The 14324-nt window shown below is 62.1% G+C and carries 17 protein-coding genes and 1 pseudogene; 7 read left to right on the top strand and 11 right to left on the bottom strand.

Annotated features, from left to right (window positions below):
- Positions 1-251: 251 nt before the first annotated feature.
- Positions 252-482: a type II toxin-antitoxin system HicB family antitoxin gene (locus tag PHP59_RS07465; protein ID WP_298665210.1), complete on the top strand. Its 231-nt coding sequence runs from the start codon at positions 252-254 to the stop codon at positions 480-482.
- Positions 479-703 carry a type II toxin-antitoxin system HicA family toxin gene (locus PHP59_RS07470; protein ID WP_300165599.1) on the top strand — a complete coding sequence of 75 codons (225 nt, stop codon included), beginning with the start codon at positions 479-481 and terminating at the stop codon, positions 701-703. The genes PHP59_RS07465 and PHP59_RS07470 overlap by 4 nt, the downstream gene beginning before the upstream one ends.
- 12 nt (positions 704-715) lie before the next feature.
- On the opposite strand, the pseudogene PHP59_RS07475 reads toward PHP59_RS07470, so the two are convergent.
- From PHP59_RS07475 to PHP59_RS07495, 5 genes and pseudogenes are all read right to left on the bottom strand, one after another.
- Positions 716-1081, bottom strand: a pseudogene (locus tag PHP59_RS07475) (PEGA domain-containing protein); the annotation flags it as partial.
- A 97-nt stretch (positions 1082-1178) separates the two neighbouring features.
- Positions 1179-1568 (bottom strand): CS domain-containing protein, encoded by a 390-nt coding sequence (locus tag PHP59_RS07480; RefSeq protein ID WP_300165601.1) that lies wholly within the window; start codon positions 1566-1568, stop codon positions 1179-1181.
- A complete protein-coding gene (locus PHP59_RS07485; RefSeq protein WP_300165603.1) occupies positions 1549-2181 on the bottom strand; it encodes an ArsR family transcriptional regulator in 633 nt (210 codons plus the stop codon). The genes PHP59_RS07480 and PHP59_RS07485 overlap by 20 nt, the downstream gene beginning before the upstream one ends.
- 44 nt (positions 2182-2225) lie before the next feature.
- A complete protein-coding gene (guaB, locus tag PHP59_RS07490; RefSeq protein WP_300165630.1) occupies positions 2226-3692 on the bottom strand; it encodes an IMP dehydrogenase in 1467 nt (488 codons plus the stop codon).
- 5 nt (positions 3693-3697) lie between these two features.
- A complete protein-coding gene (locus tag PHP59_RS07495; protein WP_300165605.1) occupies positions 3698-4384 on the bottom strand; it encodes a (5-formylfuran-3-yl)methyl phosphate synthase in 687 nt (228 codons plus the stop codon).
- A 44-nt stretch (positions 4385-4428) separates the two neighbouring features.
- On the opposite strand from PHP59_RS07495, the gene PHP59_RS07500 reads away from it, so the two are divergent.
- A complete protein-coding gene (locus tag PHP59_RS07500; protein ID WP_300165607.1) occupies positions 4429-5094 on the top strand; it encodes a HisA/HisF-related TIM barrel protein in 666 nt (221 codons plus the stop codon).
- Complete coding sequence (gene tmk / locus PHP59_RS07505; protein WP_300165609.1) at positions 5085-5681, top strand: dTMP kinase; 597 nt, start codon at positions 5085-5087, stop codon at positions 5679-5681. The genes PHP59_RS07500 and tmk overlap by 10 nt, the downstream gene beginning before the upstream one ends.
- A 154-nt stretch (positions 5682-5835) precedes the next feature.
- Here tmk and PHP59_RS07510 read toward each other — a convergent pair whose 3' ends face one another.
- Together PHP59_RS07510 and PHP59_RS07515 are read right to left on the bottom strand one after the other, a co-directional pair.
- Positions 5836-6027 carry a hypothetical protein gene (locus PHP59_RS07510; RefSeq protein WP_300165611.1) on the bottom strand — a complete coding sequence of 64 codons (192 nt, stop codon included), beginning with the start codon at positions 6025-6027 and terminating at the stop codon, positions 5836-5838.
- Between the two features lie 106 nt (positions 6028-6133).
- The gene (locus PHP59_RS07515; protein WP_300165613.1) at positions 6134-8725 is read right to left on the bottom strand and encodes a valine--tRNA ligase; all 2592 of its coding nucleotides are present in this window, start codon (positions 8723-8725) and stop codon (positions 6134-6136) included.
- A gap of 116 nt (positions 8726-8841) precedes the next feature.
- On the opposite strand from PHP59_RS07515, the gene PHP59_RS07520 reads away from it, so the two are divergent.
- Positions 8842-10041, top strand: a complete 1200-nt coding sequence (locus PHP59_RS07520; RefSeq protein WP_300165615.1) for a DUF92 domain-containing protein — start codon at positions 8842-8844, stop codon at positions 10039-10041.
- Positions 10042-10131: 90 nt separating this feature from the next.
- On the opposite strand, the gene PHP59_RS07525 is transcribed toward PHP59_RS07520, so the two are convergent.
- The 4 genes from PHP59_RS07525 to PHP59_RS07540 form a co-directional block, all read right to left on the bottom strand.
- Positions 10132-10338, bottom strand: coding sequence for a type II toxin-antitoxin system HicA family toxin (locus PHP59_RS07525; protein WP_300165617.1), 207 nt, complete (start codon positions 10336-10338; stop codon positions 10132-10134).
- 13 nt (positions 10339-10351) lie between these two features.
- Positions 10352-10576 carry a type II toxin-antitoxin system HicB family antitoxin gene (locus tag PHP59_RS07530; protein ID WP_067053268.1) on the bottom strand — a complete coding sequence of 75 codons (225 nt, stop codon included), beginning with the start codon at positions 10574-10576 and terminating at the stop codon, positions 10352-10354.
- A gap of 215 nt (positions 10577-10791) precedes the next feature.
- Entirely contained in the window at positions 10792-11640 is an 849-nt protein-coding gene (locus tag PHP59_RS07535; RefSeq protein ID WP_300165622.1) for a hypothetical protein, read from the bottom strand.
- A 4-nt stretch (positions 11641-11644) separates the two neighbouring features.
- Positions 11645-12235: a pyruvate kinase alpha/beta domain-containing protein gene (locus PHP59_RS07540; protein WP_300165624.1), complete on the bottom strand. Its 591-nt coding sequence runs from the start codon at positions 12233-12235 to the stop codon at positions 11645-11647.
- A 42-nt stretch (positions 12236-12277) separates the two neighbouring features.
- On the opposite strand from PHP59_RS07540, the gene PHP59_RS07545 reads away from it, so the two are divergent.
- Positions 12278-13450, top strand: a complete 1173-nt coding sequence (locus PHP59_RS07545; RefSeq protein WP_300165626.1) for a redox-regulated ATPase YchF — start codon at positions 12278-12280, stop codon at positions 13448-13450.
- A 72-nt stretch (positions 13451-13522) separates the two neighbouring features.
- On the top strand, positions 13523-13843 hold the full coding sequence (locus tag PHP59_RS07550; RefSeq protein ID WP_300165628.1) for a hypothetical protein: 321 nt from the start codon (positions 13523-13525) through the stop codon (positions 13841-13843).
- Positions 13844-14324 lie beyond the last annotated feature (481 nt).

Below are 14324 nucleotides of genomic sequence, written 5' to 3' on the forward strand. Positions count from 1 at the left end.
GAGCGATAGCGAGCTTGAGAAAACGGGAAAATCGAAGATTTTCTTGTTCTGGCAAACCTCTGATTTGCCGTTGACCGTAGGTCTTCGAGCGGTCGGCCCCCCGCAGAGATGGCCATCCAGAGGATTTCTACAAACCCATACATTGGGATTTTTTACGCCTTCGCTGCCTTTGCCGGCAGGGTTTCCGGGGCGACACTCATTTGCAGAACTCCTATATAGTGCCAGATACTATTCACCTGTGGAGGGATCGATTGTCTGATATTCGTCTCCGCTACACCGTTCTTATGGAGCAGAATGAAGACGGAGGGTACACCGTAACGGTCCCCTCCCTCCCGGGTTGCATCAGCGAGGGGTCTACCTGGGAAGAGGCGCTGGCACATATTGAAGAAGCAATCTCGGGGTATATCGAGGTCGCCAGAAAGTTAGGGAAGCCCATTCCTGTTGAGGTATCTGTACCCCTGAATACGAGCAACGCAGCATGAAGCTCCCGAGAGCAACGGGGGAGAAAGTGGTCCGGGCCTTGAAGCGAGCGGGCTTTGAGGAGGTCGGCATGCGGGGCAGCCACCAGTACCTCCACCATCCAGAGCGTGGTATCATCGTCACCGTTCCTGTCCACTCTGGAAAGACGCTTGCTCCAAAGACGCTTCAGGCAATTCTCTTTCAGGCGGGGATCTCTCCTGACGAATTTTTATCTCTTTTGTAGCAGGTTGCCCCTCTATCGCCGGTTTCGTGAAGAAGTGATGGTGGTGGGGAAGCCGGCCGCTTCGCCATCGGTGTCGACGAGAGGCGGGTCGGTGGTGTGGCGGTTGCCGAAGCCGTCGATGAAGCTGTTTGTCTCTTCATCGTCGAGCAGGTCGTCCCCTTCCAGGCCGTTCCCTTCCAGGTCGTCGTTGTTCAGGGTCGCGGTGAGGGAGGTCGTCCGGTCTTTCTCGATTGTTACGGTGGCGGTGAACGGAGCGTAGCCATCCTTGAGGACTTTCACCTGCCGGGTGCCGATGCGGATATCGGGTACGGTGAGACTGCCCGTGGTCTCTGAGGTGGTTCCGTACTCGGCACCGTCGATGAAGACCCGGGCGCCCGGCGGGGAGGAGGTCGATCAGCGCCTACGAACCTCTCCCGGTATCTTCTTTGAGGAGATCCGTGGACCAATCTCCCGGAATAAAAAAATAAAAAACGTTTCAGGCCGTTTTCCCGGCCTTCCTGCAGACGACGTCGAGGATGCCGTTGTTGACCGAGTACGAACTCCCTTCCCCGTCGATCTCGGCCTCGAAGTCGATCGTCTCCGTCGCATCGCCGACCGTCAACGTCACCTCGCGGGGCCCGAACTCGGCCGCGATCTCTGCCTCCGGCGGGACCTCTGCCGTGACATAGACACAGTCCTCGCCCTCGACCACCTCGTAGTCGATGCCGTCGTCGTCCTCGGGCATCTCCTCCTCCCGGTGCGGCACCCCACCGCCGGCGATGATCGTGCACCCGATGATCCGCGGCGGTTCGCCGTTCTCGCCCGTCATCTCGCCGAGGATCTTTGCCAGGCTCTTGAAAATTTCGTCATAAGGGTTGTTCGGCATAGGAAACACGCAGCATATACTCTTTCCCGTTCTGTTCCACGATCCCTTTTCCGATCAGATCTTCGAGCATCGCTTCCACCGGTTCGGCTTCGAGACCGGTGTACTCTTCGAGGTCCTGCAGGGTGAGGGTGCAGTGGGCAAGGGCCAGCACCAGGTCCATCTCGGTCTCGTTCGAGAGGATCTCCCTGCTGTACTTCACCACATCATTCATCTTGACCTCGATGTCCCGCTCGATCTCTTCGAGGTTTGCGATGAGATTGTCCCGCGTGCGGAGCATCCTGGTGAGCATGAAGAGCGCGGTGAGATATTTCGCCCCCCTGCTCTCTCCCGGCCGGGGGAAAGGGGCCGTCTCGTTCCCCTCAAGCCTCACATCGACCCTGATCTCGCGTACCAGACAATAATACTTCCGCCGGCGGTCGTCGTGGAACGAAGAGAGGATCTCCTCCTGCTCCATCATCTGCAGGTGTTCGATCACCGCCTTCGGCGAGATCATCAGTTTGTCCGAGATCTCGGTGACAAAGCAGGGCTTCAGCCTGAGAAGATCGATGATCCGCCTCCTGTTCCTGTTCCCGAGGATATCAAGGAGGCGGGAGACTTCACCGTTATCGAGCATCCTTACCAGATGTTAGTGTTCATAAAATATAAATGGGGATGATATCAGCTCATCAGCCGGTAGTTCGGGGCCTCGTCGGTGATGAGGATGTTGTGCGGGTGGGACTCGCCCATGCCGGCCGCGGTGATCCTGACAAACATCCCCTTCGTCCTGAGGTCCTCGATCGTCGCCGAACCCGTGTAGCCCATCGCCGACTTGAGGCCGCCGACGAGCTGGTACACGACATCGGAGACATTCCCGACATAGGGGATCGCCCCTTCGACGCCCTCGGGGACGTACTTGGTCCTGCCTATCCCCTTCTTCTGGAAGTACCGGTCCGAGGACTCGCCGCCGCTCATGACGCCGAGCGACCCCATGCCGCGGTACTGCTTGTACTTCCGGCCCTGCATCGCGATCACGCGACCAGGTGCCTCGTCTGTCCCGGCAAGAAGACTGCCCATCATCACGCAGTTTGCGCCCGCGGCGATCGCCTTGGCGATGTCGCCCGAGTACCGGACCCCGCCGTCCGCGATGACCGGGATGCCGAGAGGCCCTGCCACGTCGGCGACGCTGCTGATCGCCGAAACCTGCGGGACGCCGACGCCGGCCACGATCCTGGTCGTGCAGATCGAGCCCGGCCCGATCCCGACCTTCAGGCCGTCGACGGTGTCGGAGAGTTCGGAGGCCGCCGCCGCAGTGGCGATGTTCCCCGCGACGATGTCGGCCTTCGCGCTCGCCTTGATCTCGCGCACAGCCTTCACCACATGGAGGTTGTGGCCGTGGGCGCAGTCCACCACGATCGCGTCCACCCCGGCCTCGTCGAGCATCATCGCCCTCTCGAAGTCGAAGGGGCCGACAGCCGCGGCGACCCTGAGGCTCCCGTCCGCGTCCCTGTTTGCCAGGGGATAGGCGCGCTTCTCCAGGATGTCCTGCATCGTGATGATGCCGAGCAGCCTCCCGTCGCCGTTTGTGACCGGCAGGCGCTCGACCTTGCTCGAGTACATCGTCTCCAGCGCCGTTTCGGCGGTGACGTCTTCGCGGGCCGTGATCGGCGCCGTCGTCATGATCGAGCGGACCGCCTCTTTGCCCCGGCGGTGGACGATCGCCCTGATGTCGCGGCGCGAGATGATCCCGACAAGGTGGTTCTTCTCGATGACCGGCACCCCGCCGATGCCGTGCTTGTTCATCAGTTCCTCCACCTCGGAGAGAGTGGCGTCAGGCCCGACAGAGAGCACCTCGCGCTCGATCAGGTCTTCCGCACGCTTCACCCGCCTGACCATCTCCACTTCCCGGTCAGGCTTCATATTCCTGTGGATCACGCCGATGCCGCCGAGGCGGGCAAGGGCGATGGCCATCTCGGACTCGGTCACCGTGTCCATCGCGGACGAGACGATCGGGATATTCAGGGGAATGTTCTTCGAGAAGATTGCGTGGACATCGGCCTCGCTCGGTTCGACAGAGGACGCCGCCGGGACAAGGAGGACGTCGTCGAAGGTGAGGGCCGTGGGCACGTTCAGTTTTTCACCATACATCATGCTCACCTGATCATGGCAAGTGCCTTTTCCACCAGTTCGGGGCGGATGGCATTGGTCCGGTCACCGCCGCAGACCATGCCGCGCACCCCGATGATCTCGGGGTCGATGGTCTTGAGGGTGGTGAGGTCTTCAAATTTCAGCGAACCTGCAAGGGCCGTCGCCACCCCGAGGCTGCGGTTCTGTTCGGTAAAGGTGGCAAGGGTGTCCGCGTCCATGAACGAGAAGGTGCTCTTTCCGTCTTTTCTGCCGGTGTCGATCATGGCGACGTCGGCGCCTGCTTCGGCTGCCGCTTCGGCGGCGACGAAGGGAGAGATCGTGCCGAGCCTCTCGTAATCGGAATACGCGGCGATAACGACGGTTTTCTCCGGGAATTCGTCCTTAACCGCTTTCACAACGGCCTTGCTCAGTTCGTAGGCTTTATCCCTGCCGTCGAACATGAGCCCGACCTTGATATAGTCAGCACCAGCGCACGCCGCCCCGTATGCTGCAAGGGCTGCGCATCCAGGTTTGTAATCAAAATCGCCTATGGCAGCACTGACCGGTTTTTCCGCCATCTCCTTGATCCCACGGATCACCCAGGGGAAGTTGGCGCCGAGCGATCCTTCTGACGGTTTTTTCACGTCGATGATGTCGGCTGCGAGTGCGGATTGGGCCTCCTCAATACTGCTAGGGCTGACCAATAATCGCATAGGAATTAATGATCTTTAATCCTAATAGTGATTGCGTTGAAGTCATGGAATGTATTCTTGCAATGGACCTGAAGAGCGGTTCTGTCGTCCATGGGGCGAAGGGGGAGCGGGAGACCTATGCCCCTCTCACATGGGGTCTGGCGCGCTCGGCCGAGCCTGTCGCCTACTGCGAGGACCTCGCGCCGAAGTGCCTCTATATCGCTGACCTCGACCGTATCGAGGGCGTCGGCGACCACGAAAATGTGATCAGGCGTCTTGCCGGCATGGTGGACAGGTGTTATGTCGACAGGGGGTGCCGCGGCCCGGCCGACCTGATGGACGGGGTCGTCAATGTCGTCGGGACCGAGACCGCAGGCGAAGACCTCGCACGCTATCCGGGCTCTTTCCTCTCTGTCGACGTGAAGGGCGGGCTGGTGATCCCGTCGGGCGAGGCCCCGGTCGCCGTGCTGAAGAGGGCGGCAGACCTCCCCTTCGCCGGGTGCATCCTTCTGAATATCGGGGGCGTCGGGACGGGCTGCGGCCTGCCCGCCGACCTTGAGGAGATCCGCGCCGCCTATCCGGGCCGCCTCCTCTGGGGAGGGGGCGTCGCCGGGGTGCGCGACCTCGACGTCCTTGAGGGTGCGGGGTTCGACGGCGCCATCGTGGCGACGGGCGTGCACAGGGGGACGATCCCCCGCGCATGGGTGGAGGAGGGGCGGAAATGCTCGTGACCGTCGAGGGGATCGACGGGAGCGGGAAGAGCACCCTCGTCGCCGGCCTTGCCGGCGCCCTCGCCGACCTCGACCCGGTGGTCACCCGCGAGCCCGGCGCCACCTGGGTGGGCGAGGCGGTGCGGCGCGCGATCGCCGAGAACCGCGACCCCGTCACCGAGTGCCTCCTCTTTGTCGCCGACCATGCCGCCCACCTCACCCATGTCGTCAGGCCGGCCCTGGCGGCGGGGAAGATCGTCATCTCAGACAGGTACTCGGACTCCCGGTACGCGTACCAGGCCGTGACTCTGGAGGGGACGATGCCCGACCCCGAAGGCTGGCTGCGGGCCGTCCACGCCCCCTTCACCGTCGTCCCGGACCTCACCTTCCTCTGCGTCCTCCCGGTGGAGGCGGCGGTCACCCGGCTCAAGGAGCACAAGGAACACTTCGAGGAGGCGGCCGTCCTCGCCGCGGTCCAGGCAAACTATCTTCGGTTTGCGGAGGCCGAGCCCGATCGCTTCGTCCTCGTCGACGCGATGCTCGAAAAAAAGGCGGTGCTCGACTTTGTCGCCGCCGAGATCAGGCGGCGGGCCGGGTCACGGCGATAGCCCTTCCAGGATCTCGCCGACCCTTTTTTTGAGGAAAGATCATCAGGATAGGAGAGGGATGGCAGTCTCCCATCGGGATTTCCTATTCTGTCTTCCCGGGGCTTATCCTGATTTTGGCGGGGGACCCGCGCTTGTCTCATGAGATATGTGGGGGTTATTCCTCCCGGTCTGTCTCCTCGTCGTCCTCCGGTTCCTCTGTATATTCCGACGTCTGCATTCCGAGGAGGACGAGGACGATGCCGATGAGGGCGAGGAGGCCGCTCACCGTGAGGTTGGCCGTGAGAAACCAGAGGGCCGCGGCCGCGACGAGGCAGGCAAGCCCCACATAGAGCGCTTCACGCGGCATTACGTCCCCTCTGTTTTGTGTCTGTACATACAGGATCGTCCCTTTCCGGGATGATAGAAGTTGCGGGAACGGGATTACGCGTTGAAAAAAGAGATGTTGCCTGTATTCACTCCCGCCGCAGGGTGACGGTGACGTCGCCCAGGGTGAGCACGTCCACGGCCTCGCCCTCCACCTGGTAGGTGAAGGTCGGGGTGAAGGCATTCTCCGGGACAGCCACCTCCTCGCCGTCGATGGTGACGGTTGCCGGGGGGGTGACGAGCTGCTCTGCCGGCAGGGCCTCGACTGCCGCCATGAAGGCCTTCGCCTGCTTGCGGAGGGCCGGGCCGATCACCGCCTTGTTGAACTCGACGCCGGCCACCGCCTTCTCCAGCTTCGGCTCGCCCGTCTTCCAGGCGACCGTCGCATTCAGGGCCCGCGCCACGTCGCCGCAGTCGTCGATGGACTCAGGGGCATAGATGTTCATCCTGCCGAAGGGAGCGTTCAGGGCAAGACCGAGGTCGTGCTTGTACCGCCTGAGTTCGGCCGTCAGCGCGACCACATGGTCCCCGAGCCCCTCTGCCTCCGCGTCCGCGAAGGCGAGGTCGACCCATGGCTGCTTCAGAACAGACTCCTCCCTGAACTGGGCCCAGCACTCCTCGGCAAAGTGCGGGGTGTAGGGGGCGAGCATCTTGCAGAGGGCGTCCATCGTGATGGCGAGGGCGCGGCAGGCACTCGCACGCTCGGGGGCGTCGGAGTAGAGCCGTCCTTTCACGAGCTCGATATAGTCGTCCGCCAGGATGTTCTTCGTGAAGTCCCGGATCGCCTTGAGGCCCTGGTCGAACTGGCAGGTCTCCAGGGCGTCCGTCACCTCGGCAGCCGTCTCCGTCAGTTTTGCAAGGAGCCAGCGGTCCAGGAGTTCGGTCACCGGTGTGTCGTCGGGGACACCCTCGCGTTCGAGCTGGGTGAGCACGAAGCGGACGATATTCCACATCTTTGTCTGGAACCGGGAGGCGGCGACGACATCGTTCCAGTTGAACATGATGTCCTGGCCGGTGGCCCCGCCCATCGCCCCCCACTGCCGGAAGGCGTCGGCGCCGTACTCCTTGAGGATGTCCTCGGGCGGGATGATGTTGTTCCGGCTCTTGGACATCTTGAAACCGTCTTCGCCGAGGACCATGCCGTTCACCAGGATCTGGTCCCAGGGCCTCTGGCCGGTGAGGGCGACCGCTCTCAGGATCGTGTAGAAGGCCCAGGTCCTGATGATGTCGTGGCCCTGCGGGCGGATCTGCGCCGGGAAGAGTGCGGGCGTGCCGCTCCCGTCCCAGCCGGTGACATTCAGCACCGAGATCGAGGAGTCCATCCAGGTGTCCAGGACGTCGTGCTCGCCGACAAACTCCTCTGACCCGCACTTCGGGCAGGGGTGCTTCGGCCTGTCCACCGTCGGGTCGACAGGCAGGTCGGCCTCGTCAGGGAGGACCGTCTCACCGCACTTTGCGCAGAACCAGACCGGGATCGGGGTGGCAAAGATCCGCTGCCTGGAGATGCACCAGTCCCAGTCCATCGACTCGACCCAGTTCTCCAGGCGGGTGAACATGTGCCCGGGGTACCACGTCACCTCTTTTGCGGCCTTCATGATCTCTTCGGGCTTGATCCTGATGAACCACTGCTTCTCGGATAGGATCTCGATCGGGGTCTTGCACCGCCAGCAGGTGCCGACCCTCTGCTCGATCGTCTCCTGCTTTTTGAGGATACCCCGCTTCTCCATCTCGGCGAGGACCGCCTCGCGGCACTCCTTCGTGTTCATGCCCTCGTACGGGCCGCAGATCGCGGTCATCCGGCCCTTCCGGTCGATGGCCTTCCTCAGGGGGAGGTCGTACTGCTTCCACCAGTGGACATCCTGCTTGTCGCCGAAGGTACAGATCATCACCGCGCCCGACCCGAAGGACGGGTCGACGGCCTCGTCCCTGATCACCGGCACCTCGTGGCCGAAGAGGGGGACCGTCAGGTGCTTTCCTGTGAGGGCCGTGTAGCGCTCGTCGTCGGGGTGTACGGCGACGGCGACGCAGGCCGCGAGGAGTTCGGGTCTGGTGGTTGCGATCTCCAGGCCGTCGAAGTCGAAGTAGTTGAGTTTTGTCTCACGCTCTTCGTATGAGACCTCGGCAAAGGCGATCGCCGTCTCGCACCGCGTGCAGAAGTTCACCGGGTGCTCGCTCTGGTAGATGTAGCCCGCCTTCAGCATCCGCAGGAAGGAGAGCTGCGTCTTCCCGAAATATTTCGGGAGCATCGTGATGTACTCGTTGCTCCAGTCGGTCGAGAACCCGCAGTGCCGCAGGGTGGCGCGCATCTTCTCGATGTTGCTGAGGGTGAGGTCCCGGCACATCCGGCGAAACTCCTCCCGGGAGACGTCGTTTTTCGTGATGCCGTGGATCTCCTCGACCTTGACCTCGGTGGGCAGGCCGTGGCAGTCCCAGCCCTGCGGGAACATTACGTTGTAGCCCCGCATACGCTTGTACCGTGCAATGAAGTCGATATAGCACCAGTTGAGGGCGTTTCCTATGTGGAAGTTGCCTGTCGGGTAGGGTGGGGGCGTGTCGATGATGAACCGCGGCTTTGTCGAGGTGCGGTCAAAGTAGTTGTCCTCGTCGCGCCAGGTGCGCTGCCACCGTTCCTCCACTTCCCGGAAATCATAGGTCTTTGGGATCGTATGCGAGGATGACATCTTCCCTTACTATTGGTTTCCAAGTTTTTAAATCAATATATGGGTCGCCGAATAGAGTCGGCACGCCCGCCCCTGACTGGAAAGTTCATCTCTTCCCGGTTCCAATAAAAAACTGAATGCATCAGGAGACTGGGCCTGCTCTCGCTGCGGTCCTTGCCGTACTCGGGATTCTGGTAGCCCCGCATATACAGCCCGCGTGGCTCCTTTCCCTCATTGTCGTCCTGGTTTCCGGGGTTCTCCTCCTGATCCGCGGGACAAAGTTTGTCGCCGTCTCGATCATCGTCACCGCGGTGCTCTATGGCCTCGGCCTCCTCTCCCTCGCTGTCTTTGCCTCGACGCTGGCGATCCTCGTCCCCGGCGAGTACGCCTTCCGGGTTACCGGGGGATGGCCGCGCTCCTATATCCCCTATTTCCTGACCGGGTGCGCGGGAGGACTCCTGGCCATGTACTATGTGGGGGTCTTCTCCCCGCTGACCGTCCTCATCGGCGTCCTTGTCGCCGTGCTCCTCCGCGCCGCCCTCACGGGCAGGGAAGACGCCCTGATGATCGAGGCCCTGGGCGTGGCGATGGCGCAGCAGCTCTTCTACGAGATTGGCTATGTCGTGGACATCCGGGTGCTTGCCGTGGCGGCGATCATCGGCCTGACCTTCGGGTACTTCGCCTACCGCCTGAAGACCGCCGACCTTTCCGGCCTCTTTTCCGGTGCGATCATCGGTCTCCTCCTCATCGTCTTTGCCGATGTCCGCTGGTTCTTCATCATGCTCGTCTTCTTCATCCTGGGCTCTGCGGCGACGAAGTTCAAGTACCGCGAGAAGGACGCCCTCGGCGTGGCCCAGTCCCATGGCGGCGTGCGCGGCTACTTCAATGTCTTTGCAAACGGTCTCGTCGCCACGGCCGGGGCGGTGCTCTTCGGCATCACCGGGCACGAGGCCTTCATCGCCCTCTTCCTGGGGAGCGTCGCCTCCGCGGCGGCTGATACCGTCGCCTCGGAGATCGGGGTGATGGGCGGCGACCCGTACCTGATCACCACCCTGGAGCGTGTCCCGCCGGGCACGAACGGCGGGGTGACCGTGCTTGGCGAGGTCGTGGCCATCGGTGCGGCGGTCGTCGTCTCCCTCGCCGCTCTCGCCCTCGGCGTCGCCTCCCTCCCTATCGCCGCTGTCGGGGTCGTCGCCGGTTTCATCGGCACGAACGTGGACAGCGTCGTCGGGGCGACCCTGGAGAACAGGGGGGTCTTCGGAAATGCGGGCACGAACCTCGCCGCCACCCTGGCAGGCGGCGTGGCGGCGTTCCTGCTCGCGCTGCTGGTGATCTAGGGAGAAGGCTCATCATCAAAAGGGCAAGGAGATCTCGTCAGGGAGGGACTGATGGAGTTTGTCTCACCAGTGGACTGCAGGAACTACGTGTTATCGCAGCAGATCAAAAAAGTCTTCTTTTGTGATACAATTCCACTGCGACACCTTTGTGACGATATCGTTCAGGGTACCTTTTGCGATCTCGTCATGGAGGGGGATCGTGATCCGGTGTTCTCCGGCAGGTGTGTTCTTGCTCAACTGAACATGGCTGCCACGCTGTCGCAGGATGGTATAACCAAGCGAGCCGAGTGCTTTCACCAGAAGAAAGCCACTAACAACCGGAGATTTTGGCAATTGGACCAACCTGAAGTTCAGTCAGGGATATAATCGTGATCTGCTCTCCGGCATCGATATTTTCTTCAAAGTGCAGTTCGACGGCCTCTTTGATAGTATTCATGAGTTCGTCAAGCGTTTTACCCTGCGTGAAGATGTCCACTCCCATGCCGCGGGCACACCAGAACTCACCATCATGGTAGATATCGAATTTTACCAGCATCTATAGTCCCTCCTGATAGTGCATGGGATGTATGCAATCATAAATATGACCGGGGATACGGACAGCACGGGGCGCACTCCTCGATATGATCATCTCAGATACTCTGTTTTAGAGGGTGGGAAATGCGATCTCCTCCCGTCGTATCCCTCGTCTCAGAAGAGCGGCAGTCTCCCCCGCTCCGATGAAACCCCAACCAAAAAAAGATTGGTGCTCTTTCAGTACCTGTACCACCGGCCCTTCTCGTCGTATTCGCCCACGACCTTCTCCTCCTCGGCCTCCCTGATGTGCCGGGCATAGAAGGCGGCCTTGAAGGCGAGGGTGAAGGGGACGAAGACGGCGATGAAGAGGGCGTAGACGAGGGCGGTCGCCCAGATGCCGTCGGGCCCGAGGATGGCGGTGAACTCTGCCTGGGCCGCGGTGGCATTGACGGCGTCGAATGCGAAGGTCTCCCCGCTCTCGACGATCGGGGCGAGTTTATCGTAAAGCAGGGCTGTCAGGAGGAAGAGGGCTGCAAAGCCCATGCCGATGAATGCCGCGATGTTCGCCGCATAGAAGAGGAGCACGTTCCAGAGGTCGGTGAAGACCAGGGCCGCGCTTCTCTGGATGGAGGCGAAGACGCCGAGTTCCTCCGTCACCGCCGCGGCGTCGTAGAAGTACGCGAAGAAGGCGAAGGAGAGGACCACTCCCATGATCGCCGAACTGATCGCCCCGACTGCGCTCTCGCCGGTGAAGAGGGCGACCGGGGCGGCGAGGAGGAGGAGGGTCACGGCGGCCGCAAAGACGAGGACGATCGCCGGGAGGAGGACCCTGAAGTAGCCCTTCTTCCCTTCCTCGAGGAAGGCTGCGAGGCTCCCGTCCTTCCTGTGCATCGCCCCGAGGGCCCCCGCGACAAAGAAGGGGAGGACGAGGAGGCCGAAGAGGAGGACCTTCCCGGCAAAGAACGTCTCCCCCGAGAACTCCAGCATGAGGTCGATACCGAAGGCCGCGCCCATGATGATCCCGGTCGTCCAGACCAGGGGGACCCTGATAAGGAGGCTGAACGCCTCCTGCAATGACCCGAACACCCGATCACCGGTTCCTGGGCATGGCGACGATCTCGCGCACCTGGAGGTCGAAGAAGGCCGCGGTGTGGGCCGGCCTGATCACGCAGACCGTGTCCGCGCCCGTCGCCGTCCCGCCGACTGCCACGACCTCCTCGTCCACCCTGATAGCGCCCTGGTCCGCGGCGATGAGGCAGCACTCGACGGCCACTTTCAGGCCGACGGCGACGGTCCGGCGGAGGGACTCGGCGATCGCCTCGGTCCGCGACGCGCCCCCGAGCTTCGGCGACCGGGAAATCGCGCGCTCAAGACCGGAGAGGACGTGCGTCCCGGTGACGACCGCGGCCCCTGCCGCCCTGAGGGTCTCCGCGGCCGCCTGGTCGAACTCCCAGACGCCCGGTGCGGAGAAGCCGACGGCATGGGTCACCACCACCAGGCGAAGGCCGGTCCCCTTCATCGCCTGGAGGAAGGTGAGGGCCGTCTTCCCGGTGCAACTCGCCACGACGACGGTGCCGATCCCCTCCTCGCGTGCGCGCTCAACCGCGAAGCGGGCGGCGTCCTCCGTGTTCGCCGCGCCCGGTGCGTCGAAATAATAGGTATTCCTCGTGCTGTATCCCATGGTACCAGATTAATAAGAGTGCAAACGTAAAAGAGAATTGTTATGATTACGCTAGCATTGGCCGGCAAACCAAACTGCGGCAAGTCCACGTTTTTTAAGGCAGCAACCATGGCGCAGGTCGAGATCGCCAACTATCCCTTCACCACCATCGACGCGAACCACGGCGTCGCCTATGTGCGCACCACCTGCCCGTGCAAGACGCTCGGCATCGAGGGCTGCACCCAGTGCCACGACGGCGTGCGCTTCGTGCCTGTCGCCTTCGTCGACGTCGCCGGGCTCGTCCCCGACGCCCACAAGGGCAGGGGCCTTGGCAACCAGTTCCTGGACAACCTCAGGGAGGCCGACGCCATCCTCCATGTGGTGGACGCGAGCGGCGCCACCGACGCCGAGGGCAACCCTGTCGAGCCCGGCAGCCACGATCCACGGGGGGACGTCACCTTCCTGAAGTTCGAGATGACGATGTGGGTCCACGGCATCCTGGCCAAACACTGGGCCCGTCTCCAGAGGCAGGCGCAGCAGAAGACCTTCGACGCCTACGAGGGGGTCGCCGGCGTGCTCGCGGGCCTCGGCATCACCTACGAGGAGGTCAAGGAGGTCGCCGCCGAACTCGACCTCGACCTGCGCCGGGCGAGCGAGGAGGACCTCGTCCCTCTCTGCGAGCGCCTGCTTGAGATGACCAAGCCTGTCATCTTTGTCGCGAACAAGATGGATATGGCCCCGGACGCGCTCATCGACGAGATGAAGGAGATGGGCGGCATCCCGACGAGCGCGGCGGCCGAACTCGCCCTGCGGATGGCGGCAGACGGCGGCTTCATCACCTACCTGCCCGGCGACACCTCCTTCGCCATCAAGCCCGACGCGAAGCTCAGCACCCCGCAGAGGGCGGCCCTCGAAAAGCTGCAGGGACTCGTGGAAAAATACGAAGGCACCGGCGTCCAGCAAGCACTCAACAGGGCGGTCTTCGACCTCCTCAACCAGATCGTCGTCTACCCGGTGGAGGACGAGCACCGCTTCACCGACAAGCAGGGCCGCGTCCTCCCCGACGCCTTCCTGATGAAGAAGGGCTCGACCCCGAAGGACCTCGCCTTCCGCGTCCACACCGAGATCGGCGAGGGCTTCCTGTACGCCGTCGACGCCAGGACGGGCATGCGGATCAAGGAGAGCACCGAACTGAAGGACGGCGACATCATCAAGATCGTGAGCACCAGGAAGTGAGGGGCCTCCCCCTCCCCTCTTCCCCGGAACAAAACAGATACCTTTTTGATATGCAAGGGGAAACTTTCACCTATGGGCGGCGAGGTCTACCAGGCGCAGGTGCTGCGGAACTTTTTCGACACCATCACCGGACCTGACAGGAACCTCACCCGGATATTCATGTGCGTCGTCTCCCTGGCGAAGCTGCGGATGGAGCCGCCGGAGACGATGGCGCGCCTCATGGATCAGTTGAAGAAGAGTCAGCAGCACCGCGAACTCTCGGTGGACGTCCTCGACTACATGTGCTCGTGCGCGAGCGAGATCGACCTCGTCTCTGTCCAGACCGCCTTCGGCGTGAAGGAGATCAGGGAGATCGCGGAGTCCTTCGACGGCATCTCGATCGACTCGTTCTGAGGGTGCAGGCCCGTACTCTCGGCGTGTAACGTATTTTCCTGAGTCATCTCTACGAGGTGCGGCACCGCTCTCCTCCGCTCTTCTGATCTGAAGACCGATTGTCTCTGAGGTCATCCCAAAACTCTCGTTCATTCTTTATATCACTGCATGCAGGGCTCTGGAGATACTTCATGATCGGATCGATGTCTCCCCCAGATCCCATGATAAGCAGCGTGGACCATCCGCCGTCGAACTGTAGAGGGAAGGCGATGGACCGGCGTCTCCCGGCACAACCACCAGAACAGGATTTTACAGAGACGAATGCAGGTCATTCCATCAACATGACAGAGGGTTATGATCCGTTTTGGGATGACCTCTATCTTGCGGGGTAAAGGGGTGGAGCGGGAGGACCCCGGCCTTCAGGCCGGGGGTGAAAGCGGAACCCCTTTTGATATGATCTCATCTACCGAAAACTATTTGATATTATAAGGCTTATAACCCC

Origin of the sequence: Methanofollis sp. (assembly GCF_028702905.1) — an archaeon.
GTDB lineage: Archaea > Halobacteriota > Methanomicrobia > Methanomicrobiales > Methanofollaceae > Methanofollis.